The sequence below is a fragment of the Streptomyces sp. SAI-127 genome, assembly GCF_029894425.1.
Lineage (GTDB): Bacteria > Actinomycetota > Actinomycetes > Streptomycetales > Streptomycetaceae > Streptomyces.
On record NZ_JARXYJ010000001.1, the window covers coordinates 6,198,888 to 6,221,503 of the forward strand.

20 protein-coding genes are annotated in these 22,616 nt (G+C 71.3%); 13 read left to right on the top strand and 7 right to left on the bottom strand.

Going from position 1 to position 22,616, the window contains the following annotated elements:
- Positions 1 to 20: 20 nt before the first annotated feature.
- From M2157_RS28665 to M2157_RS28675, 3 genes are all read right to left on the bottom strand, one after another.
- Positions 21 to 968, bottom strand: a complete 948-nt coding sequence (locus tag M2157_RS28665; RefSeq protein WP_280858112.1) for a hypothetical protein — start codon at positions 966 to 968, stop codon at positions 21 to 23.
- Entirely contained in the window at positions 965 to 1,381 is a 417-nt protein-coding gene (locus tag M2157_RS28670; protein WP_280866616.1) for a hypothetical protein, read from the bottom strand. Before M2157_RS28670 ends, M2157_RS28665 begins: the two co-directional genes overlap by 4 nt.
- 169 nt (positions 1,382 to 1,550) lie before the next feature.
- The gene (locus M2157_RS28675) at positions 1,551 to 2,921 is read right to left on the bottom strand and encodes a diaminopimelate decarboxylase (protein WP_280866617.1); all 1,371 of its coding nucleotides are present in this window, start codon (positions 2,919 to 2,921) and stop codon (positions 1,551 to 1,553) included.
- A gap of 139 nt (positions 2,922 to 3,060) precedes the next feature.
- On the opposite strand from M2157_RS28675, the gene hutU reads away from it, so the two are divergent.
- From hutU to hutI, 4 genes are all read left to right on the top strand, one after another.
- Positions 3,061 to 4,755, top strand: a complete 1,695-nt coding sequence (gene hutU / locus M2157_RS28680) for a urocanate hydratase (protein WP_280868284.1) — start codon at positions 3,061 to 3,063, stop codon at positions 4,753 to 4,755.
- Positions 4,756 to 4,838: 83 nt separating this feature from the next.
- Entirely contained in the window at positions 4,839 to 6,041 is a 1,203-nt protein-coding gene (locus M2157_RS28685; protein ID WP_280868285.1) for an allantoate amidohydrolase, read from the top strand.
- Complete coding sequence (locus M2157_RS28690; RefSeq protein WP_280866618.1) at positions 6,038 to 7,375, top strand: formimidoylglutamate deiminase; 1,338 nt, start codon at positions 6,038 to 6,040, stop codon at positions 7,373 to 7,375. The genes M2157_RS28685 and M2157_RS28690 overlap by 4 nt, the downstream gene beginning before the upstream one ends.
- Entirely contained in the window at positions 7,372 to 8,661 is a 1,290-nt protein-coding gene (gene hutI / locus M2157_RS28695) for an imidazolonepropionase (RefSeq protein WP_280858108.1), read from the top strand. Before M2157_RS28690 ends, hutI begins: the two co-directional genes overlap by 4 nt.
- A 27-nt stretch (positions 8,662 to 8,688) precedes the next feature.
- Here the strand turns inward: hutI and M2157_RS28700 are convergent, their stop codons facing one another.
- The gene (locus M2157_RS28700) at positions 8,689 to 10,203 is read right to left on the bottom strand and encodes an RICIN domain-containing protein (protein ID WP_280866619.1); all 1,515 of its coding nucleotides are present in this window, start codon (positions 10,201 to 10,203) and stop codon (positions 8,689 to 8,691) included.
- A gap of 166 nt (positions 10,204 to 10,369) precedes the next feature.
- Complete coding sequence (locus M2157_RS28705; protein WP_280858106.1) at positions 10,370 to 11,272, bottom strand: RNA polymerase sigma factor SigF; 903 nt, start codon at positions 11,270 to 11,272, stop codon at positions 10,370 to 10,372.
- Positions 11,273 to 11,522: 250 nt separating this feature from the next.
- On the opposite strand from M2157_RS28705, the gene M2157_RS28710 reads away from it, so the two are divergent.
- From M2157_RS28710 to M2157_RS28730, 5 genes are all read left to right on the top strand, one after another.
- Positions 11,523 to 11,903 carry an STAS domain-containing protein gene (locus M2157_RS28710; protein ID WP_069764043.1) on the top strand — a complete coding sequence of 127 codons (381 nt, stop codon included), beginning with the start codon at positions 11,523 to 11,525 and terminating at the stop codon, positions 11,901 to 11,903.
- 225 nt (positions 11,904 to 12,128) lie between these two features.
- A complete protein-coding gene (locus M2157_RS28715) occupies positions 12,129 to 12,623 on the top strand; it encodes an ATP-binding protein (RefSeq protein ID WP_280858105.1) in 495 nt (164 codons plus the stop codon).
- A 132-nt stretch (positions 12,624 to 12,755) separates the two neighbouring features.
- Positions 12,756 to 13,451: an LPXTG cell wall anchor domain-containing protein gene (locus M2157_RS28720; RefSeq protein ID WP_280858104.1), complete on the top strand. Its 696-nt coding sequence runs from the start codon at positions 12,756 to 12,758 to the stop codon at positions 13,449 to 13,451.
- A gap of 228 nt (positions 13,452 to 13,679) precedes the next feature.
- Positions 13,680 to 14,771, top strand: coding sequence for a hypothetical protein (locus M2157_RS28725; RefSeq protein WP_280866620.1), 1,092 nt, complete (start codon positions 13,680 to 13,682; stop codon positions 14,769 to 14,771).
- Complete coding sequence (locus M2157_RS28730; RefSeq protein ID WP_280866621.1) at positions 14,768 to 16,093, top strand: hypothetical protein; 1,326 nt, start codon at positions 14,768 to 14,770, stop codon at positions 16,091 to 16,093. The genes M2157_RS28725 and M2157_RS28730 overlap by 4 nt, the downstream gene beginning before the upstream one ends.
- Before the next feature lie 94 nt (positions 16,094 to 16,187).
- Here M2157_RS28730 and M2157_RS28735 read toward each other — a convergent pair whose 3' ends face one another.
- Complete coding sequence (locus M2157_RS28735) at positions 16,188 to 17,732, bottom strand: oligopeptide:H+ symporter (RefSeq protein WP_280858101.1); 1,545 nt, start codon at positions 17,730 to 17,732, stop codon at positions 16,188 to 16,190.
- A 296-nt stretch (positions 17,733 to 18,028) separates the two neighbouring features.
- On the opposite strand from M2157_RS28735, the gene M2157_RS28740 reads away from it, so the two are divergent.
- Complete coding sequence (locus M2157_RS28740; RefSeq protein ID WP_057611579.1) at positions 18,029 to 18,706, top strand: response regulator transcription factor; 678 nt, start codon at positions 18,029 to 18,031, stop codon at positions 18,704 to 18,706.
- Between the two features lie 33 nt (positions 18,707 to 18,739).
- Positions 18,740 to 20,014, top strand: a complete 1,275-nt coding sequence (locus tag M2157_RS28745) for an ATP-binding protein (RefSeq protein ID WP_280858100.1) — start codon at positions 18,740 to 18,742, stop codon at positions 20,012 to 20,014.
- 257 nt (positions 20,015 to 20,271) lie between these two features.
- Here the strand turns inward: M2157_RS28745 and M2157_RS28750 are convergent, their stop codons facing one another.
- A complete protein-coding gene (locus M2157_RS28750; RefSeq protein ID WP_280858099.1) occupies positions 20,272 to 20,790 on the bottom strand; it encodes a GtrA family protein in 519 nt (172 codons plus the stop codon).
- A 165-nt stretch (positions 20,791 to 20,955) separates the two neighbouring features.
- Between M2157_RS28750 and M2157_RS28755 the strand changes: the two genes are divergently transcribed.
- Together M2157_RS28755 and purE are read left to right on the top strand one after the other, a co-directional pair.
- The gene (locus M2157_RS28755; RefSeq protein WP_280858098.1) at positions 20,956 to 22,095 is read left to right on the top strand and encodes a 5-(carboxyamino)imidazole ribonucleotide synthase; all 1,140 of its coding nucleotides are present in this window, start codon (positions 20,956 to 20,958) and stop codon (positions 22,093 to 22,095) included.
- 20 nt (positions 22,096 to 22,115) lie between these two features.
- Positions 22,116 to 22,613 (top strand): 5-(carboxyamino)imidazole ribonucleotide mutase, encoded by a 498-nt coding sequence (gene purE / locus M2157_RS28760; RefSeq protein WP_266518724.1) that lies wholly within the window; start codon positions 22,116 to 22,118, stop codon positions 22,611 to 22,613.
- The last annotated feature ends 3 nt before the right edge of the window (positions 22,614 to 22,616 follow it).

Below are 22,616 nucleotides of genomic sequence, written 5' to 3' on the forward strand. Positions count from 1 at the left end.
CGGCGCGGATCCGCTGCCGCTCAAAGGGCCTCCAGCGCATCCCTGAGCCTCTTCAGCAAGGTGATGTGGGGATCGACGGGCTCGACGGGTTCGATGGCGGGACTGTCGCCCGGTGGCCCGGGCGGAGGCTCGACGAGGGACACCGGCGGGCTGGGCGCGACCATTCCGGCCGCCACCAGCCGCCGTACGTCCACCAGGGTGTGGAAGGCCGGGCGGCCCAGCTCACGCGCGATCTCCGACGCCGTGCGGATGCCGTCCACGCGGGCCAGCACCGCCTGCCGCCGGGCCGGGAGCAGCGGAGGCGCGGGGCGGTGCTCCCGGGTCAGCGGCACCTCGTCCGGCAGGGCGTCCGGCCAGATGCGGTGCAGCAGGTCGCGGCGGCGCAGGGTCTCGCGCTCCAGGTCCGCGACCGGGACCGGGCGCGGGCCGCCGGGGATGTCGTCGGGTTCCCGGGGCTCCACGGCGGGCTCGTCCGGTCCGTCCTCGCTGCCGTAGCGGAAGCGGCCCGGGGTGCTGCTCGGGGCGAGGGCGAAGTACGCCGCGTCGTACAGCGCGGTCAGCCGGCACATCTCCAGGGCGCCCGGGGTGAGCAGCCCGCCCGCGACCAGTCGGCGGCCCGCCCGGCGCACGGCCTCGGCGCCGGTGAGGCGGCGGGCCCCGGTGCCGGCGCTCCCCGTGCTCGCGACGCTCTCGGCCAGGGCCTGCCGCCAGACGTCGGCGTCCAGCGTGCCGTGGGCGGCGAGGAGGACGTCGGCGCCGGGGGCGGCCGGGCTCTCGGCGTGCACCACCTTGCCGTCGGCGAGGTGCAGGGTGCCGCGCTCGCGCACCAGGACGCCGGTGGCGCGCTCGGCGGCCAGCCGGGTCAGCATCGGCGAGACACCGCCCCAGCCGCGGTCCAGGGCGGCCGCCTTGTCGCGCACCGGCAGCCGGGGCGGCGGAGTGGCGGGCGTGGTGCGGACCGTCGTCATCCGAGCTCCAGCCGTCCGGCCATCTCGCCGAGCCGGATCCGGGCCAGCGCGAGATTGCCCTCCGTGCGGGCCAGCCACAGATGCAGGAACACGCTGCTGTCGAAGGACGTCGGCACGAACCGCAGGACGTGGTAGCTGTCCCGGTTGCTGAGGATGAGATCTTCGACCGGCGGGTCCGGCTCGTCCCCGGGCGCCCCCGCATCAGCGGCCCGGGAACTCTCGGAGGCGAAGGCGCGCTGCTCGGCGGCGAGCCGGGCGAGCTCGGCGGCCTCCGCGGCGGCCGCCTCCTGGTCGCCGCCGGGGGCTTCCCCGACGGCGCCCAGGGCCAGCCCGCTCGTCCAGTCGACCAGCGCGGCCCCCCGCGCACCCGGCAGTCGCATGGCTTCCAGCAGGCACTCGTCGATTCCCTGCACCGTGGCTCCCCTCCCGCCTGGGGTTCGGCTGAGTGACGCCGAAACTACGCAACGTGTGCGCGAGGGGTGAGGGATCTGGCATTTTCCGGTGGAACATGCTCCGGGTGGCTAGAGTGGGTCAACTTGCCTTGTTTGCAGGCCCATTGATCAATGGGTCCGCCGCTGCGTGTCAACGGCTCCCGGGCGTGTGGAGGGTGGTGAGCGCACCGGCGTGCGCCCCTCCGGACTCGGCCACGATCGAGGCGAGCGTCTGAGGATCCCGCACGGTCGCGAAGCGAGCGCCTCCCGCACGGTCGGGGACGAAGCCGTAAATGCCCGGCCGGGCCAGCGAGTTGTACGCGTAGTGGTGCGCGAAGTAGTACGCGCCCGTGTCCAGCGCCGCCGCGTAGTCTCCCTGGTCGAGCAGCGGCAGCGCACGCCCCTCGGCCAGCAGGTCGCCCGCGAAACAGGCGGGACCGGCGACGTCCTGCACCACCTCGGGCCCGCTCTTGGGCCGTCCCTTGCCGTCGTACGCGCTGATCCGGAGCGGCCACGACCCCGGCACGTACACCGTCCGCGTCGCCACCTGCACACCCGCGTGCGTCACCGCGACCGCCCGGCCGCCCGCGCTCTTGGCGTACTCCACCCGCGCCACGATCGTGCCGTGCTTGGCCAGCAGCGACCGCCCGAACTCGGTGACCAGCCCGTACCGCCCGTCGAACAGCCCCGGTACCGCCTCCCTGAGTGCCCGCGCGTACTCCGCGTACGTCGGTGCCGTCACCTCCGAGGCGAAGTTCACCGGCAGCCCGCCGCCGATGTCGATCGTGTCGATCTGCGGCCGCCCGATGCGCCGGTTGATCTCCTCGGCGAGCGCGTACGTCTCCGCGACCCCCTGGGCCATCAGAGGGAACGGGATGCCCTGCGAGCCGGTGTGCGCGTGCAGCCGGCTCAGCCAGGGCCGGTCGAGGTAGGCGCGCACGACCCATTCGCGCGCCCCCTCGTCCCGCAGCGCCACCCCGAACTTCGAGGTCGCCGTGGCCGTGGAGGTCGCCCCGATGGAGCCGCCTCCGACCTGCGGGTTGACCCGGATCCCGAGCGGGGAGCGGCTGACCGCCGACCTCATGAGGCCGTCGATGCGGTCCAGCTCCTGCGGGTTGTCCGCGTTGACGGCGATCCCCAGCGCCAGTGCCTCCCTGAGCTCGACCGGCGTCTTGGCGGGCGAGTCCAGGACGGTTTCGGCCGGTGCCACCCCGGCCGCCCGCGCCAGCGCGAGTTCGCCCGGGCTCGCCACCTCCGCGCCGATGCCCTCCTCGCGCAGCAGCCGCAGCACCGGCACCAGCGGAGTCGCCTTCACCGCGAACGCGTGCAGCACCGGAGTGCCCGGCGCGGTGACCTCGGCGAAGGCCGCGCGGAGCTCCGCCGCCGACTCCCGGATCCCGGTGACGTCGAGAAGTCCGACGATGGGGGAGTCCGGCCCCAGCAGGCCCTGCTCCACGGCCGCGCGCACCGCCTCGTCCCGGCGGGCGGCCCGCCCTTCACCGGTGTTGCCGTACTCGTCCACCACGACTCCTACTCGTCGTCCCTGCCGTCGCGCCGCGTTCGGATGTCCGAACGAAACATCCCTGCCCTACCGATGCTGACGCGAGAACGTATTGACTAGTTCTATTCAGAAAGCAAAGATGTGAATATCGACAGCAACAATCCGCAGCAGAGCCCCAGGAGGCAGACCATGTCAGGACCCCCGCCCCGTACGAGCGCCGCGCGGTACGGAACTGAGCGCCCTGGGATGGCAGCAGGAAGCCGCCCTGCGGATGCTCCAGAACAACCTCGACCCCGAGGTCGCCGAGCACCCCGACAAGCTCGTCGTCTACGGCGGCACCGGCAAGGCCGCCCGCGACTGGCGCTCCTTCGACGCCATGGTCCGCACGCTGCGCACCCTCAAGCAGGACGAGACCATGCTGGTCCAGTCCGGCCGCCCCGTCGGTGTCATGCAGACCCACGAGTGGGCCCCGCGCGTCCTGATCGCCAACTCCAACCTGGTGGGCGACTGGGCGAACTGGGAGGAGTTCCGGCGCCTGGAGCAGCTGGGCCTGACCATGTACGGCCAGATGACCGCCGGCTCCTGGATCTACATCGGCACCCAGGGCATCCTCCAGGGCACCTACGAGACCTTCGCCGCCGTCGCCGCCAAGAAGTTCGGCGGCACCCTCGCCGGGACGATCACGCTGACGGCCGGTCTGGGCGGGATGGGCGGCGCCCAGCCGCTGGCCGTCACCATGAACGACGGCGTCGCGATCTGCATCGACGTCGACCCGCGCGCGATCGAGCGCCGTATCGAGCACCGGTACCTCGACGTCAGGGCCGACAGCCTGGAGCACGCCCTCCAGCTCGCGGTCGAGGCCCGGGACGCCCGCCGCCCGCTCTCCATCGGTCTGCTGGGCAACGCGGCCGAGCTGCTGCCGCGCATGCTCGCCGAGGGCGCGCCCGTCGACATCGTCACCGACCAGACCTCGGCCCACGACCCGCTGGCGTATCTGCCGGTGGGGGTCGCCTTCGAGGACATGGCCGACGCCGCCGCCAAGGACCCGGCCGGGTTCACCGTGCGCGCCCGTGAGTCGATGGCCCGGCACGTCGAGGCCATGGTCGGCTTCATGGACGCCGGCGCCGAGGTCTTCGACTACGGCAACTCGATCCGGGGCGAGGCCCAACTCGCCGGGTACGACCGGGCGTTCGCCTTCCCCGGGTTCGTCCCCGCCTACATCCGGCCGCTGTTCTGCGAGGGCAAGGGACCCTTCCGCTGGGCCGCGCTGTCCGGTGAGGCGTCCGACATCGCCAAGACCGACAAGGCGATCCTGGAACTGTTCCCCGAGAACGAGTCCCTCGCCCGCTGGATCAAGATGGCGGGAGAGCGGGTCCACTTCCAGGGCCTGCCCGCGCGTATCTGCTGGCTCGGCTACGGCGAGCGGGACAAGGCCGGGGACCGGTTCAACGACATGGTGGCGAGCGGAGAGCTGGCGGCGCCGCTGGCGATCGGGCGGGATCACCTGGACGCCGGGTCCGTCGCCTCCCCGTACCGCGAGACCGAGGCCATGCTCGACGGATCCGACGCGATCGCCGACTGGCCGCTGCTGAACGCGATGGTCAACGTGGCTTCGGGCGCGTCCTGGGTCTCCCTTCACCACGGCGGTGGCGTGGGGATGGGTCGGTCCATCCACGCCGGGCAGGTCACGGTGGCCGACGGCACGAAGCTGGGCGGGGAGAAGGTCCGGCGGGTGCTGACGAACGACCCGGGCATGGGTGTCATCCGGCACGTGGACGCGGGATACGACATCGCCGAGTCCGTCGCCGACGAGCGGGGTGTGCGGGTGCCGATGCGTGAAGGTGATTCGGCGTGACGGAGCGCGGCACCTCCGGAACAGTCCAGAGCCACGGCCCCGCCGGAACGGTCCGGAGCCACGGCACCGCCTCCTTCCAGGAGATGTGGCGTGAACTGCGCCCCATCGGCCGGCACCCCGACTCCCACGGCTACCGGCGCTTCGCCTGGACCGGGGCCGACACCGAGTGCCGGGCCTGGTTCAAGGAGCAGGCCGAAGCCCGCGGACTGACCTACGAGGTCGACCGGAACGGCAACCAGTGGGCCTGGCTGGGGGACCCCGCCCAAGGGGACGCCGTCGTCACCGGGTCGCACCTCGACTCCGTGCCCGACGGGGGCGCCTTCGACGGGCCCCTCGGAGTCGTGTCCTCCTTCGCCGCGCTCGATGAACTGCGCGCTCGGCAGGCCGAGTTCACCAAGCCCCTCGCCATCGTCAACTTCGGGGACGAGGAGGGCGCCCGGTTCGGGCTCGCGTGTGTCGGGTCCCGGCTCACCGCAGGGCAGCTCACCGTCGAGCAGGCGCACCGGCTGACCGACGGGGAGGGGGTCACGCTCCCGCGGGCCATGGAAGCCGCCGGACACGACCCCGACGGCATCGGAGCCGACCCGCAACGGCTCGCCCGCATCGGCGCCTTCGTCGAGCTGCACGTCGAGCAGGGACGGTCGCTGGACCTCTCCGGCGACCGGGTCGGCATCGCCAGCGCCATCTGGCCGCACGGCCGTTGGCGGTTCGACTTCCGGGGCGAGGCCAACCACGCCGGCACCACCCGCCTCGTGGACCGGCGCGACCCCATGCTGTCCTACGCCGAGACCGTGCTCGCCGCCCGCCGCGAGGCCGAACTCGCCGGTGCCGTCGCCACCTTCGGCAAGATCGCCGTCGAGCCCAACGGCGTCAACGCCATCCCCTCCCTGGTGCGCGGCTGGCTCGACTCCCGTGCCGCCGACCAGGAGAGCCTCGACCAGGTGGTCGGCGGGATCGAGAAGGCCGCCAGGGAGTACGCGCAGGCGCACGGCATCGCCCTCGACGTCGTCCGGGAGTCCTTCACACCCGTCGTCGAGTTCGACCACGCCCTGCGCGACGAACTCGCCCGCATCCTGGGCACCGGCGCCGGTCTCAAGGTGCCCGTCCTGGGTACCGGCGCCGGACACGACGCCGGGATCCTCTCCGGGAGCATCCCGACCGCCATGCTGTTCGTGCGCAATCCCACGGGCGTCTCGCACTCCCCGGCGGAATCCGCCGCCGAGGACGACTGCGTGGCCGGGGTCCTCGCGCTCGCCGACGTACTGGAAGGGCTGGCCTGCAGGTGACACCGAAGACCTACTGGCTGGAGCACGCCTGGCTCGACACCCACGTCGAGCCGGGGGTGGCCGTGGACGTGGAGGGCGGCCGCGTCGCCGCCGTCCGCACGGACGCCGACACCCCGCCCCCCGGCGCCGAGGTCCTGCGCGGACTGACGCTCCCGGGCCTGGCGAACACCCACTCGCACGCCTTCCACCGGGCCCTGCGCGGCACCGTCCAGGTCGGCTCCGGAACCTTCTGGACCTGGCGCGAGGTCATGTACTCGGTCGCCGACAGGCTGACCCCGCAGACGTACCACGCGCTCGCCCGTGCCGTGTACGCGGAGATGGCACTGGCGGGCGTGACGGCGGTCGGCGAGTTCCACTATCTGCACCACGCCCCCGGCGGCACTCCGTACGCCGACCCCAACGCCATGGGCGAGGCCCTGATCGAGGCCGCCGCCGAAGCCGGTATCCGTATCACCCTCCTCGACACCGCCTATCTCTCCTCCGGCTTCGGACAGCCGCCCACCACCCACCAGCTCCGCTTCTCCGACGGAAGCGCGGACGCCTGGGCCGAACGCTGTTCAGTTCTCAAGGACCGGGATCACGCGAGGATCGGCGCGGCGATCCACTCCGTACGGGCCGTGCCCGCCGGCCAGTTGGCGACCGTGGCCCGCTGGGCCGAGGAACGCCGGGCCCCGCTCCATGTGCACCTGTCCGAGCAGACCGCCGAGAACGACGCGTGCCGTGAGGCCCACGGGTGCACGCCCACCGAACTGCTCGCCGAGCACGGTGTCCTCGGGCCGCGCACCACCGGCGTCCACAACACCCACCTCACCGACCAGGACATCGCCCTGATCGGCGACAGCGGCACCGGCACCTGCATGTGCCCGACGACGGAACGGGACCTGGCCGACGGCATCGGACCCGCGGTCGCCCTGCAGCGCAAGGGCTCACCGCTCTCCCTCGGCTCCGACAGCCACGCCGTCATCGACCTGCTCGAAGAGGCCCGCGCGATGGAGCTGAACGAGCGCCTGCGCACCCGCAGGCGAGGTCACTGGACGGCGGCGGCCCTCTTGCGGGCGGCCTCGGCCGACGGCCACGCGGCCCTCGGCTGGGACGGCGCCGGGACCCTGGAGCCCGGCGCGCTCGCCGACTTCACCACCATCGCCCTCGACTCGGTCAGGACGGCAGGGCCGCTTCCGCGGCTCGGGGCCGAGACGGCCGTATTCGCCGCGTCGGCAGCAGACGTGTCGCACACGGTCGTGGGAGGCCGGCACGTCGTACGGGACGGGGTCCACGCGCTCGTGCCGGATGTGCCGGGAGCCCTCGCGGACGCCGTCGCAGCGCTGCACGGATGACCCCGGGCCGCCCGCCCCCGCGGCCGGCCCCCGAACCCGCCCCCACCGCCGACCAGGCCACCGAGGACGCCATGAGCAACGCGACGACCGTCAGCCCCGCCCACTCCGCGAGCACCGCAAGCACGCTCATCACCAACATCGCCGCCCTGGTCACCAATGACCCCTCCCTCGGTGACGGATCCCCCCTTGGACTGATCCAGGACGCGGCCGTCGTCATCGAGGGCGACCGCGTCGTGTGGACCGGTGATCAAAGCAAAGCACCCGCCACTGACAATCGGGTCGACGCGGACGGCCGGGCGGTCCTCCCCGGCTTCGTCGACTCCCACAGCCACCTCGTCTTCGCGGGCGACCGCACGCAGGAGTTCAACGCCCGCATGTCGGGGCGGGCCTACAGCGCGGGCGGCATCCGTACGACGGTCGCCGCGACCCGCGCGGCCACGGACGCAGAACTGGAGGCGGGCCTCACCCGATACCTCGCCGAGGCCCTGCGCCAGGGCACGACGACCTTCGAGACCAAGTCCGGCTACGGCCTGACGGTCGAGGACGAGGCGAGGGCCCTGCGCATCGCCGCCGCCCACACCGACGAGGTCACCTACCTCGGTGCCCACATCGTGTCGCCGGACTACACGGACGACCCGGCGGGCTATGTCTCCCTCGTCACCGGCGAGATGCTCGACGCCTGCGCCCCGTACGCCCGTTGGATCGACGTCTTCTGCGAGAAGGGCGCCTTCGACGGCGACCAGGCCCGCGCGATCCTCACGGCGGGCAGGGCGAAGGGCCTGCACCCCCGCATCCACGCCAACCAGCTCTCCTACGGCCCCGGCGTACAGCTGGCCGTCGAGCTGGACGCGGCCAGTGCCGACCACTGCACCCACCTCACCGCCGAGGACGTGGACGCCCTGGCGAACAGCCGTACGGTCGCCACGCTCCTCCCCGGCGCGGAGTTCTCCACGCGCGCCGAGTGGCCGAACGCCCGCCGTCTCCTGGACGCGGGTGTCACCGTCGCCCTGTCCACGGACTGCAATCCGGGCTCCTCCTTCACCTCCTCGGTGCCCTTCTGCATCGCCCTCGCGGTACGCGACATGCGGATGACGCCGGACGAGGCCGTCTGGTCGGCCACGGCGGGCGGAGCGGCCGCCCTCCGCCGCGAGGACATCGGCCGTCTCACTCCCGGCGCCTACGCCGACCTGATCCTCCTGGACGCCCCGAGCCACGTACACCTGGCGTACCGGCCGGGGGTGCCGCTGGTCAGCGGGGTGTGGCGGCGCGGCGCACGCGTGGCCTGAGCCGGCCGCACGGGCCGGCCGCGACGATCACGCTGCCCCCGCCCGCCACCGCTGCCCCGCGCCCCCGGTCAGCGGCTCCAGTGAGACACCGTCCCCGCCCCCGGGTGTCAGCCCCGTCGCGATGGCGATCGCCGGGCGGATCACCCCGTCGGGGTCGACCGTGAAGCGGAGGTTGTCGCCGTTGTCGCCCTCGACCGAGTCGCAGGACCAGATGCCGAGGCCCTTGTCGACGTCGCCGCGGCTGTCGAGGCAGAAGTCGGGGTCGGCGGCGGACTGGAGCACACCCCGGCCGGAGTCGACGCGCCAGCGTTGGGAGCTGGCCGAGGAGCAGGGGGCCGTGACGACGTCCGTGCCGTTGCCGAAGTCGCCGGCGACGTCCAGGCAGCGGGCCGTGGAGACGTTGACCACCTGGGCGTAGGAGCCGCCCGGCGGGCGGAACGGGGGCGGGCTCGTCCTCCGGGGCGGGGCCGAACTCTTTGTGGCGGAAGGGGACGCAGAGGGGGACGGCGGTCTGCTGGTCGAGGAAGGCGAGGGCGAGACCGTCGTCGTCACCGTCACCTGCGGTGGGCCGGGCAGCGCCCCGCCCGCTGAAGCCGAGGCCGAGGCCGGAACCGAGGCCGACGCGTCGGTCGGAGAGTCACCGCCCTGTGCCACCAGGAACAGCAACAGCGGCGCGAGAGCCACCCCCAGCGCCGCCGAGGCCAGGACGAGCCGACGCGGGCGTGGCCAGGTGCCGGACGGCGTACGGGACCCCGCCCGCGGTCGCGCCTCCGGCTCGGCCGTGCTCCGCCCCACGTACGCGGTCCCGCCCCACGGCAGCAGCCCCTCCGCCAGCGCCGACCGCGGAGCGTCCCGTAAGGCGCACTGCTCCTCGTGGGCCGCGGTGCAGTGCGGGCAGCGGACCATGTGGGCGTGCAGGTCGGTGCTGGCGCGGGGACTGACCGGACGTACGGACTCCTCGATGAGGCGGCGGAAGTCCGCGCAGCGGGAGTCGTCCGAGGCGGCGAGGCGCAGCCTCAGACAGGTCCGGGCCAGGGACTGCAGGGCCCCCTCCATGCCGTAGACCACGTCCTCGCGGGTCAGGCCCAGGTGGTCGGCGGTGCGGGCTTCCGGCTCGGCCTCCACCAGGCCGTACCAGACGAGGCCCTGGGTGCGGGCCGGCAGGGACTCGAAGGCGGTGAGCACGGGCGGCACCGGGCCACCGGGCCCCGCCGTGTTCAGGAGCAGCAGGACGCTCGGGTCCAGGCCCGCCGCCCGCTCGTCCCCGGCCCACGCCGCCGCCGAGCGGGCCGTCAGCAGCAGGAGCCGGTGGCGCCACGGGACACCCGGGTCGACCCCGCGGGCCGTCTCCCGGGCCGCGAGGGTGAAGGTCTGCGCGGTCAGCTGCCGTGCGGCGCTCTCACCGGCCGTGCAGAGGCGGGCGTAGGCCAGGACCGAGGGCTGGTGGCGGGCGCGGAGCTCCAGCAGGGCCGCGTACGCCGTGACCGTGTCGGCGCGCAGCAGCTCCGTGAGCCGGGCGTCGGACGCCCCGTCGGGGGTCATGCGCACCCTCCTCCCGACGTACCGGCCAGTCTGTGAGGGACCATAGTGGGGGAAGTGAACCGCTGGGGAAAGGGTTTCTCCGAGTAACCACGAGCCACCCCGAACGCACGGTGCCCGGTGTCCGAATGGACACCGGGCACACGCGCAGGTCAGTAGTGCCGACGCGTCACTCCTCGACGGTCAGCCCCTTGCGCAGCCGTACCAGAGTCCGCGACAGCAGCCGCGAGACGTGCATCTGCGAGATCCCGAGTTCGTCGCCGATCTCCGACTGGGTCATGCCCGCGACGAAGCGCAGCGAGAGGATCGTGCGGTCCCGGGACGGGAGCTCGGCGATCAGCGGCTTCAGGGACTCGACGTACTCGATGCCCTCGATGCCGTGGTCCTCGTAACCGATCCGGTCGGCCAGCGCACCCTCGGAGTCGTCCTCCTCGGGCTGGGCGTCCAGCGAGGAGGCGGTGTACGCGTTGGACGCGGCCATGCCTTCGACGACCTCGTCCTTCGACAGTCCCAGACGCTCGGCGAGCTCGCCCACGGTCGGGGCGCGGTCGAGCCTCTGGGCCAGTTCGTCGCCGGCCTTGGCCAGGTCGAGCCGGAGCTCCTGGAGGCGGCGCGGCACCCGCACCGACCAGGACGTGTCCCGGAAGAAGCGCTTGATCTCGCCCACGATGGTTGGCATCGCGAAGGTGGGGAACTCCACACCGCGGCTGAGTTCGAAGCGATCGATCGCCTTGATCAGGCCAATGGTGCCGACCTGGATGATGTCCTCCATCGGCTCACTGCGGGAGCGGAAGCGGGAGGCGGCGAACTTGACCAGGGCGAGGTTCAGTTCGACGAGCGTGTTGCGGACGTACGAATACTCGTGCGTGCCCTCCTCCAGCGACTCCAGCCGCGCGAAGAGGGTCTTGGAGAGCGCGCGCGCGTCCACGGCCCCCACCTCTTCGAAGGGTGGGATGTCCGGGAGCCCGGCGAGCACATCGTCTTCGCTGCCCTGCTCGATGGGATTCAGATGTTCCGGGGGGGATGTCGACGTCGCCTGATGGGTATGCGAGGCGTCGAGCCGGGGTGACATGATGTCCTCCATCGTTCTCGGCATAAGGCTGCCGAAGCCAGTTCGTGCACTGCGGTGTGCGGCGCCTCCAAAGCCGGCCGTGTCGAGTACGTGTCTCTACTAGCCCTACCCGGTTTCCCGACACGACCGCAAGTGTGTTCTGTGTGGTTATGTCCGTTTGTGGGTGATTGTTCGGGTGTCGGAGGGTGTGGAGAAGGCGTAGTGTTCGAGGGCGTCATCAGCAGCCACGATGTCGGGAGAGAGAGACGGCATGGACCGCGGGACGGTCGGCAGCGCACAGTCTGGCCGGCTTCTGGTTGAGGTGCGGCAAGAGGGCTCCAGCGCCGTCGTGACTCCAGCAGGTGAGTTGGATCACCACACGGCCGATTTGTTGCGTGAGCCACTCGAGGACTGCCTCGCCAAGGGGAAGAGCCGGCTTGTCGTCGACTGCACACGGCTGGAGTTCTGTGACTCCACCGGACTGAATGTGCTGCTCGGGGCGCGGCTGAAAGCTGAGGCGGCGGGAGGTGGCGTGCACCTCGCGGGCATGCTGCCGGTCGTGGCACGGGTCTTCGAGATCACGGGGGCCGATGCGGTCTTCACCGTGCACGACACCCTGGACGAGGCCCTGGCCGAGGAATCCGGCGGCTGAGGCGGCGAGACGAGTGGCGGTCACGGTGTCCTGGCTCGCGCCCCGCTCGTCTCCTCCGGCCGGTCCCCATCGGGTGTCACACCCCTCGTGCCGGACATACGTCCCCAATGGAGGGGTGTTCTACCGGTCCGCTCGGGCAGGAGACATCCGTACTGACTGTTCGGTGAGCGACCATGCAGTGACGTTTTGAATCGTGAACCGGTGAATCGGTGAGGTGAAGCGCTGATGAGCACCACCCGGCCCTACTCGCCGGGCGACCGTGACCCGGAGCCCAGCGTGGAGCCTGGCGGCGAAGCCGAGGTGCCGACGGGACGGCAGGTCCGGCGGCTGAGCTTCGAGGGGGAGAGCGGGGTCGTCCCGCTCGCGCGCGACTTCACCCGGCAGGCGTTGTACGCGTGGGGGTGGCTTCCGGCGGCGTCCGCCGACCGGAGGGCCGTGGCGGAGGACGTGCTGCTCGTCGTCTCCGAGCTGGTGACGAACGCGTGTCTGCATGCGGAGGGCCCGGACCAGTTGTGGATCTCGTGTGACAACAAGGTGATCCGCCTCGAGGTCTCGGACAAGGGCACCGGGCAGCCGGCGCCGCGGACTCCGCACCGGGCCGGACGGCCGGGCGGGCACGGGATGTTCATCGTGCAGCGGCTCTGCCTGGACTGGGGAGTCGTACGGGCCCCCGGATTGGCCGGCAAGACCGTGTGGGCGGAGCTCGGGGCACCCGCCTAGCACCGGCCCGGCGCTCTCCCGTTGGTGTCCCCACAGTTCCGACACTTACTTTCTCTTCCTTCCTCTGGTGCCCCGGCGTACCTTGACGGCCGATCTGATGTGCCGTCAGGAACGAGTAAGGGGAGCGGAACCGTGTCGTACCCGAAACGAACCGCCGCGCTCGCGTCCGTCGCGGCTCTGGCCGGCTCGGCGGTGCTGATGGCCGCCCCCGCTGCCCGTGCCGAGGTCGTGAACGTCAACTACCAGTGCAAGACACCGATCGGTGACAAGAGCGCCGTCTCGCCCATCGACATCAAGGGCGTCAAGAGCGGCGGCGGCTACAAGCTCACCATGTCCTGGCAGAAGGGCGTCTCGTCCAGCCCGGTCGATCTCGGCAAGGGCGCGATGAACCCGAGCGCCACCATCAAGCTGGGCGGCGCGGACAGCGGGACCATGAACGTGACGGGCCCGGCCAACCAGGCGACCGTCCCCGCCAACACTCCCATCAAGATCAATGACCTGACCGGGACGTACACCCCGAAGAAGTCCGGCAAGGTCACCTTCACGGCGGGCGTGCTCACCATCAAGGCGCTCGGAACGACGACCACCTGCACGCCGACCAACAGCCCCGGCGCCTCGCTGACCCTGGACGTCACCGCCGCCTCGGGCTCCTCCGGCGGCACCCAGAGCGACAGCGACGCGTCCGGCAGCGGCTCCGCCCTCCCGCAGACCGGCCCCGAGGACTCGGCGATCGCCCTCGGCACGCTCGGCGGCACGGTACTGCTCGCGGGCGCGGCCGGCGCGCTGTGGCTGACCCGGCGCAACCAGGCGGCCCGCGCGCGCCGCTGAGCGGCCCCGGACCGCGTTCGTACGACAGCTGGAGCCGCGCATGCCGTCCACCGCCCGTGTCCTGCCTCCACCGATCCCGCCGGCCCGCGTCGCCGACGGGTCGTCCGGCACGCCCCACGGCGTGGTGGCGGGGTGCGGTTGGTCTCGCGTACGGCGTCCAAGGCGTCGTACGGCCGCATCCGGGCCCGAATCCCCGTGTACGGACGCCGAGTTGACGGGAGTGACGACGTGAGCGCGAGCGGCAGGGTGCGGTGGGCGGTGCTGGTGGCAGTGCTCTCGCTGCTGCTCGCGCCCCTGGCGGGGACGGCGGCCGCGGCGGACAAGCCGAGTGTGAAGCTGTCGAAGTCCCAGGCAGGGACCGGGAGTTCGATCACCGTGAGCGGAGGGGGATGGCGTGAACGGGCGCTGCTGATGATCCTGATCTGCGGGCAGGCGGTGCCGTCGCGCGGGGTGCCCGGTGGCACCAACTCCTGTGCCAACGCGGACGGCCGGGCCGTCACCACGGACTCGAAGGGGCGCTTCAGCAGGAAGCTGCCCGTCGCGGAGCCGCCGGTGCCCTGTCCCTGCGTGGTGCACGTGGCCACGGTGACCGGGGCGAAGGCCGAGGCCGACGCGATCTTCCAGGTGGCCGGACACGCCGTGGAACCGCTGCCCGCCGAGACGGACGGCGGGCGGCTGTCCGTCCTCACCGACACCCGGCTCGACGGCTCGGGTGGCCTGCTGACCTGGTTCGGGGCGCCCCCCGCCCGCACCCTCGTCTTCACCGTCGGCAACGTCGGCACCTCCGCCGTCAAGAACCCCGTCTTCCAGGTCGGCACCGCACACGGCGTGTTCGCCCCGCAGTGGGAGGAACAGCAGTGGCGCGGCACGATCCAGCCGGGCAAAAAGGCGCGGCTCGAACTGCCCGTCGAGCTGACGGGCGGCGCGCACGGCGAGTACACGGTGTCGCTGAAGTACGGCGGCAAGGTGCTGGCCGAGCAGCCCTGGGACGTGGGCCGGCCCTGGGGCGTGACCCTGTTCTGGATCCTGGTCTGCCTGGTGGTGCCCGCCGCGCTGTTCCGCATCGGCATGGCGGTGGTGGACCGGGTACGGCCACGGCCCGCCGGAGGCATCCGGCACCGCGGCCTGCGGCTGCCCGAACTCGCCCTGCGCCTGCCGGGCTTGAAGCCCTCCACGGCCGCGCACGCGGCCACCCCGGCGTCCACCCTGCCGTGGTTCAGCCCGGACGCGGATCCGGGCGCGGCCGGTGGCCGGCTCTCCGCACCGCACGACGACAGCCCGACGAGTCCGACGACTCCCACCAGAGAGGGATCCCCGTGAGCATGCGAAGGAGAGTCACCCCGGCCGCCGGGCCGAGAAGAGCGGGCGCGGCGGGTGCGGCGCTGGTGCTGGCCGGGGCGGGCGTGGTGCTCGGCCTGGCCGCCGGGCCCGCCCAGGCCGCGGAGGTGTCGTTCGCGACCCGGTGCGTGCCACCCGCGGGCGTCGGACTCGACCCTGTCAACGGCACCACCAAGGTCGAGATCACCGCGCCGGCCGGCGCGAAGGTCGGCGACGAGATCGACGTGGTGTGGAAGTTCACGCAGGCCGCGTCGAAGAACCCGAACATCATCGATCTGCCCGCCAACTCCGTCCAGCCGACCGGCACGTTGAAGGCGGCGGGCGCGCAGACCGCCGACATCGCGATGACCGGACCGCGCGAGAACCCGGCGATCCCCAAGGGCGGCGACATGGTGCTGTCCGACATGAAGGGCACGCTGAAGCTGACGGCGGCCGGGGAACTCACCCTGACGCCCGGCCCGTACACGGTGAACGCGATGGGGACGAACACGGTGTGCACGCCGACGGAGACGGTGCCGAAGGGGGCGACGGTCACCGTGGCGGCGGGTGACGGGACGTCGACTCCCACGCCGACCGGGACGGAGTCCCAGTCCCCCGACCCGACCGACAGCGCCACGCCGACCGACAGCGCGAGCCCGACGGACAGCGCGAGCCCGACCGCCACCGCGTCGGATGACGGTCAGACCGACTTCACCGGCAAGGCGGTCGACATCCCCTACACCTGCCAGTCGCCCCTCGGGGAGAAGAAGGCCACCTCCACGATCCAGATCAACGCCAAGAAGAACGGCGGCAGTTACGGCCTCACCGTGCAGTTCAAGAACTCCCCGATGGACAGCCCCGCCGACATCCCCGCGGACTCGGTCAAGCCCTCCATGGACGTGGTTCTGGGCGGCGACGACACAGGCTCGGTCCATGTCGAGGGCCCCACCAACTCCGAGGCCATCAAGTCGGGCGACCCGATAGAGATCCCGGACATGACGGGCACGTACAAGCCCGGTGCGACAGGTGAGTCGACCCTGTCGCCGGGGGTTCTGACGATCAAGGCGCTGGGCACGACCACGACCTGCAAGCCGGACCGGACGCAGGTCTCCCTGACCCTGACCACGCAGGAGCAGGAGGGCGGGGCGTCCGGTGGGTCGTCGTCCTCCGGCGGTTCCTCGTCCGGTACGTCGACGAGCGGCGGCCTGGCGGCGACGGGTGCGGACGGCCACGCGGCGCTGAAGGCACTGGGCCTGGTGGCGGGCACGGCGGTGCTACTGGGCGGGGCGGTCTTCACGTTCATGCCTGGAAGGCGGACCAGGTAACGCGCTCGGGGGCGCGGGGAACGCACAGCGGTGACATCGACGGGGCCGTCAGAACCCACCCGGATTCCAACGGCCCCGTCGCTTCGGCCCGGCCCTAACGAACGTCCCCCATAAGGGACTTCACCTTCCGCCGGTACATCCACACGGCGAACCCGGCGAGAGCCGCGAGCGCGGCCTCCCCGAACACCGCGGGCGTCCCGCTGAGGTCGACCCCGGCGATCGCCGGGTTGGACAGCAGGCCGGTGATCGAGTCGCCCGCGGTGACCGCGAGGAACCAGACACCCATCATCTGCGAGGCGTACTTCGCGGGAGCCATCTTCGTCGTCACCGACAGGCCGACCGGCGAGAGGCACAGCTCACCCACGGTCTGGATGAAGTAGATGCCCACGAGCCACATCGGGCTGACCACGGTGCCGTTCGCCGCCATGGCGATCGGGACCAGGAAGAAGAAGAACGAGACACCGACCAGGACCAGGCCCATCGCGAACTTCACGATGGTGCCGGGCTCCTTGCCCTTGCGGTTCAGCCACACCCACAGCCAGGCGAAGACCGGGGCCAGCGCCATGATGAACAGCGGGTTCAGCGACTGGTACCAGGAGGTCGGGAAGTCGAAGCCGAGCAGTGAGCCGGCCGTCTTCTGGTCGTTCGAGCCGAACGCCTGGACCGTGGACGCGCCCTGGTCGTAGATCATCCAGAAGACGGCGGCGGCGACGAAGAACCAGATGTAGCCGGACATCTTCGACTGCTCGTCGGCCGTCAGCTCCTTGTCCCGCTTGATGCGCAGCAGCACACCCGCCGGGACGACCAGACCGATGACGGTGAGCGGGATCATCGCCCAGTTCAGTGTGAAGTGGCCGGTGAAGCCGACGGCGCCGTAGAAGACGGTCGCGGCGATCACCCAGAACAGGCCCTTGCGCAGCCAGGCCGCGCGCTCCTCGGCCGCCAGCGGCTTGGGCACGAGGTTGCTCTGCGGGCTCAGGTTGCGGGTGCCGAGCAGGAACGCGGCCAGACCGATCGCCATGCCGACCGCGGCCATGCCGAAGCCGAGGTGCCAGCTGACCTCCTGGCCGACGGTGCCGATGGCCAGCGGGGCGAAGAAGGCACCCGCGTTGATGCCCATGTAGAAGATCGTGAAGCCGCCGTCGCGGCGCGGGTCGTCCGGGCCGTCGTAGAGGTGGCCCACCATCGTGGAGATGTTGGCCTTGAGCAGACCGGAACCGGCGGCCACGAGCGCGAGACCGGCGAAGAACGGTGCCTGGCCGCCGGGCAGCGCCAGCACCAGGTGGCCGCACATGATCGTGACGGCCGCGATGGCCACGGTCTTGCGCGGGCCCCAGACGCGGTCGCCGAGCCAGCCGCCGGGCATGGCGAGCAGATAGACCATCGCCGAGTAGACGGAGACGATCACGGTGGTGGTCGCCAGGTCCATCGCGAGGCCGCCGCCCATGCTGCCCTTGCCGGCGTCGGGGCCGCCGGAGAGTAGGTAGACGGTGAGCAGGGCCTTCATGCCGTAGTAGGAGAACCTCTCCCACATCTCGGTCATGAAGAGTGTGGCCAGTCCGCGGGGGTGGCCGAAGAAGGCTTTGTCGGAACCGGGGGTGCCCGGAGTCACCGAGTCCTTCGTCAGGCTGGACGCCATGGTCGTTCCTTGCTGGTGGGGATCACCGCACACAAAAGAGACCTTCAGCGACAGATACGCGCCAAAGGCCCCCACGATGCGACAGGTATTGATTCACCATACGGCAGGATACGGCCGGAAATGGAAGGACTTGAGACGTGAATCACAGGTGACCGAGGAACCGTACACCCTGTTTCTAAGGTCCTTACGGGATTGGCACCCCACAGTCACAGGTTCACCCCACAACCACAAAAGGTAAGAACCACTGGGTTGCGATCACACCACAGCATCTGTCAGGAGCGGTCTACCATCAGCTCATGACCCGTGTACTGCTCGCCGAGGACGATGCGTCCATTTCGGAGCCGCTGGCCCGCGCCCTGCGCCGGGAAGGGTACGAGGTCGAGGTGCGTGAGGACGGCCCCACGGCACTCGACGCCGGAATGCAGGGCGGCATCGACCTGGTCGTCCTCGACCTGGGTCTGCCCGGCATGGACGGCCTCGAGGTGGCCCGCCGACTGCGCGCCGAGGGCCACGCCGTACCGATCCTCATCCTCACCGCACGTGCCGACGAGGTGGACACCGTCGTCGGTCTCGACGCGGGCGCCGACGACTACGTGACCAAGCCCTTCCGGCTCGCCGAGCTGCTCGCCCGGGTCCGGGCCCTGCTGCGACGCGGGGCGTCCGAGCCGGCCCAGCCGCCGGCCACCCACGGGGTGCGCATCGACGTCGAGTCGCACCGGGCGTGGATGGGCGACGAGGAACTCCAGCTCACCGCGAAGGAGTTCGACCTGCTGCGGGTGCTGGTGCGGGACGCGGGGCGGGTGGTGACCCGGGACCAGCTGATGCGCGAGGTCTGGGACACCACGTGGTGGTCGTCGACCAAGACGCTCGACATGCACATCTCGTGGCTCCGCAAGAAGCTCGGCGACGACGCGGCCAACCCGAGGTACATCGCGACGGTACGAGGAGTGGGCTTCCGCTTCGAGAAGAGCTGACTCCCCGGGTACCCGGCTAGCAGGTAAGAGGACATGCGCCGTCGACTGATCCAGTCCACGCTCGCCGTAGTGCTCGTGGTGATCGCCGTCTTCGGCGTCTCCCTCGTCATCGTCGAGACCCGCACCATCAGCAACTCCGCCCAGGAGCGGGTCGACTCCGAGGCGATCCGGCTGGCCGGGATCGTGGACAGCCGGCTGTTCGCCGCGGAGGACGTGACCGCGGAGATCCTGCGTGACCAGGTCGCGCAGGAACGGTACGCCGTGATCCGGATCCCCGGAAGGGCACCGATCGAGGTCGGTTCCAAGCCGGTCGGCCAGGTCATCAGCTCCACGGAGAAGGGCGAGGAGGGCGAGACGGTCACCGTGCAGGAGCCGCGCTCCTCGGTGACCCGGGAGGTCGGCCGCACGCTGCTGATCATCGGCCTCGTGGCACTGCTCGCGGTGATCGCCGCGGTGCTGCTCGCGATCCGCCAGGCCAACAAACTGGCCTCGCCGCTGACCGACCTCGCCGAGACCGCTGAACGGCTCGGCTCGGGCGACCCACGACCCCGGCACAAGCGGTACGGCGTCCCCGAGCTGGACCGGGTCGCCGATGTGCTGGACTCCTCCGCCGAGCGCATCGCGCGCATGCTGACGGCGGAGCGGCGCCTGGCCGCCGACGCCTCCCACCAGCTCCGTACGCCGCTGACCGCGCTCTCGATGCGCCTCGAGGAGATCACCCTCACCGACGACCCGGACACGGTGAAGGAGGAGGCGAACGTCGCGCTGACCCAGGTGGAGCGGCTGACGGACGTGGTCGAGCGGCTGCTGACCAACTCCCGCGACCCCCGGGCCGGCAACGCCGTCACCTTCGACCTCGACGAGGTCATCCAGCAGCAGCTCGCGGAGTGGCGGCCGGCGTACCGCAGTGCGGGCCGGGCGATCGTCAGCTCGGGCAAACGGCACCTCACAGCCGTCGGCACGCCCGGCGCCGTGGCCCAGGTCCTGGCCGCGCTGATCGAGAACTCCCTCATGCACGGCGGCGGCACGGTCGCGCTGCGCACCCGCGTCACCGGCAACCAGGCCGTCATCGAGGTCACCGACGAGGGCCCCGGCGTCCCCGCCGACCTCGGCGCGCGGATCTTCGAGCGCACCATCAGCGGCCGCAACTCCACGGGCATCGGCCTCGCGGTCGCGCGGGACCTGGCGGAGGCCGACGGCGGCCGCCTGGAGATGCTCCAGGCCCAGCCTCCGGTCTTCGGCCTGTTCCTCTCCCGCACCCCGCTCAAGTCGACGGTGCTGGACGACGATGAGCCGACGGTGCGGTGAGGTGCGCGGGCTGAGCCGGGGATGGTGGGTCAGGGGCCTGTGTCCGAGGATCCGCTGCTCGGGGCGGAGGCCGACGGCGAGCCGTTGGTGCGGTGTCCTGCGCGGGCTGAGCCGGGGGATCCGCTGTTCTGGGCGGAGGCCGACGGCGGCCGCCTGGAGATGCTTCAGGCCCGGCCCCGGCCGTGCTGGACGACGACGAGCCGACGGTGCGGTGAGCTGCGCGGGCTGAGCCGGGGATGGTGGGTCAGGGGCCTGTGTCAGAGCACCCGCTGCTTGGGCCGGGGCGGCTTCTTGACCGCCGCCTGCTCCGCCTCCTCCAGGAAGGACTCCGCGCTCGCCACCGCCTCGCGGGCGGGGAGGGTCTTGAAGACCCAGCTGCGGTAGGACCAGAAGCGGAAGAGGGTGGCGATGCCGATGCCGACGAACTTGAAGATGTTGCTCTGCAGGGGGCTGTCCCAGCCGAAGCCGTAGGTCGCGGCGTACAGGATGCCGTTCTCGATGACCAGGCCGACCACGCTGAACAGCAGGAACAGCGTCAGTTCCTTGGTGCGGCCGCTCTTGTCGCGGTCACGGTACGTGAAGTACCGGAACCCTATGTAGTTGAAGACGATCGCCACAACCGTGGCGATGACGCTCGCACGGACCACCGGAAGCTCGGTGACATGCCGTACGAGGTTGAACACGACGAGGTTGACGAGGAGGCCGGCTCCGCCCACCGCACCGAATTTGGCGACCTCGCGAACGATCCTTCGCAGCCCTGAGGAACCATGTCCCATGGTCGTACAGGCCCCCAGTCGATTGGTTTCGTCAACTCAGCCATGCTAACCACCCCTCTGGCCCATTGCCTGTGGACGAACTCACACACAGGGAAACAAGCTGGTAAGAGGGCCGGTAAGAGGCGCTGAATCCAGCCGCCGTGGCGTGACCGATACCCTGGGGTCGTGACGTTCCCCGTAGTCGGCATGGTCGGCGGAGGCCAGCTCGCTCGTATGACACACGAGGCAGGCATCCCGCTCGGCATCAGGTTCAAGCTCCTCAGTGACACCCCTCAGGATTCCGCGGCGCAGGTGGTGAGCGACGTCGTCATCGGCGACTACCGCGACCTGGACACGCTGCGCGACTTCGCGCGCGGGTGCGATGTGATCACCTTCGATCACGAGCACGTACCCACAGAGCACCTCAGAGCCCTGGAGGCGGACGGCATCCCCGTGCGCCCCGGCCCCGACGCGCTCGTGCACGCCCAGGACAAGGGCGTGATGCGCGCGCGGCTCGACGCGCTCGGCGTCCCGTGCCCCCGGCACCGCATCGTCGTCGATCCCCAGGACGTGGCGGCCTTCGCGGCCGAGGGCGACGGCTTCCCCGTCGTCCTCAAGACCGTCCGCGGCGGCTACGACGGCAAGGGCGTGTGGGTCGTCGACTCCGTCGAGGAGGCCGCGGACCCCTTCCGGGCCGGCGTCCCCGTCCTCGCCGAGGAGAAGGTCGACTACGTCCGCGAGCTCGCCGCCAACGTCGTACGGTCGCCGCACGGCCAGGCCGTCGCCTACCCGGTGGTCGAGTCCCAGCAGGTGAACGGCGTCTGCGACACCGTGATCGCCCCCGCTCCCGGCCTCGACGAGGCCCTCGCCCTCAAGGCCGAGCAGATGGCCCTGTCCATCGCCAAGGAACTGGATGTCGTCGGCCACCTCGCCGTCGAGCTCTTCCAGACCCGCGACGGCCGCGTCCTCGTCAACGAACTGGCGATGCGCCCGCACAACTCGGGCCACTGGTCGATGGACGGCGCGATCACCTCCCAGTTCGCCAACCACGTCCGGGCCGTCCTCGACCTCCCGCTCGGCGACCCGCGCCCCCGCGCCAAGTGGACCGTGATGGTCAACGTCCTCGGCGGCGACTTCCCCGACATGTACTCCGCGTACCTGCACTGCATGGCCCGCGACCCCAAGCTGAAGATCCACATGTACGGCAAGGACGTGAAGCCCGGCCGCAAGGTCGGCCACGTCAACACCTACGGCGACGACCTGGACGACGTTCTCGAACGCGCACGTCACGCTGCCGGCTACCTGAGAGGCACGATCACCGAATGAGCCCCGTTGTTGGCATCGTCATGGGTTCGGACTCCGACTGGCCCGTGATGGAGGCCGCCGCCCAGGCCCTCGACGAGTTCGAGATCGAGTACGAGGTCGACGTCGTCTCCGCGCACCGCATGCCGCGCGAGATGATCGCGTACGGCGAGCAGGCGGCCGAGCGGGGTCTGAAGGCGATCATCGCGGGGGCCGGCGGAGCCGCCCACCTCCCGGGCATGCTCGCCTCCGTGACCCCCCTCCCGGTCATCGGCGTCCCGGTCCCGCTGAAGTACCTCGACGGCATGGACTCGCTGCTCTCCATCGTGCAGATGCCGGCCGGCGTCCCGGTCGCGACCGTCTCCGTCGGCGGCGCCCGCAACGCCGGTCTGCTCGCGGCCCGCATCCTCGCCGCACACGACGAGGAACTCCTCGGCCGGATGCGGGAGTTCCAGCAGGAGCTCAACGACCAGGCCACCGAGAAGGGCAAGCGCCTGCGCGCCAAGGTCGAGGGCTCCAACGGCTTCGGCTTCGGCAAGTGACGG

What these genes read in the sequence shown, in the direction of transcription:
- M2157_RS28665 (WP_280858112.1), bottom strand. Translation starts at nt 968, where the DNA reads ATGACGACGGTCCGCACCACGCCCGCCACTCCGCCGCCCCGGCTGCCG.
- M2157_RS28685 (WP_280868285.1), top strand. Translation starts at nt 4,839, where the DNA reads ATGTGGCGTGAACTGCGCCCCATCGGCCGGCACCCCGACTCCCACGGC.
- hutI (WP_280858108.1), top strand. Translation starts at nt 7,372, where the DNA reads ATGACCCCGGGCCGCCCGCCCCCGCGGCCGGCCCCCGAACCCGCCCCC.
- M2157_RS28700 (WP_280866619.1), bottom strand. Translation starts at nt 10,203, where the DNA reads ATGACCCCCGACGGGGCGTCCGACGCCCGGCTCACGGAGCTGCTGCGC.
- M2157_RS28705 (WP_280858106.1), bottom strand. Translation starts at nt 11,272, where the DNA reads ATGTCACCCCGGCTCGACGCCTCGCATACCCATCAGGCGACGTCGACA.
- M2157_RS28710 (WP_069764043.1), top strand. Translation starts at nt 11,523, where the DNA reads ATGGACCGCGGGACGGTCGGCAGCGCACAGTCTGGCCGGCTTCTGGTT.
- M2157_RS28715 (WP_280858105.1), top strand. Translation starts at nt 12,129, where the DNA reads ATGAGCACCACCCGGCCCTACTCGCCGGGCGACCGTGACCCGGAGCCC.
- M2157_RS28735 (WP_280858101.1), bottom strand. Translation starts at nt 17,732, where the DNA reads ATGGCGTCCAGCCTGACGAAGGACTCGGTGACTCCGGGCACCCCCGGT.
- M2157_RS28740 (WP_057611579.1), top strand. Translation starts at nt 18,029, where the DNA reads ATGACCCGTGTACTGCTCGCCGAGGACGATGCGTCCATTTCGGAGCCG.
- M2157_RS28745 (WP_280858100.1), top strand. Translation starts at nt 18,740, where the DNA reads ATGCGCCGTCGACTGATCCAGTCCACGCTCGCCGTAGTGCTCGTGGTG.
- M2157_RS28750 (WP_280858099.1), bottom strand. Translation starts at nt 20,790, where the DNA reads ATGGGACATGGTTCCTCAGGGCTGCGAAGGATCGTTCGCGAGGTCGCC.
- purE (WP_266518724.1), top strand. Translation starts at nt 22,116, where the DNA reads ATGGGTTCGGACTCCGACTGGCCCGTGATGGAGGCCGCCGCCCAGGCC.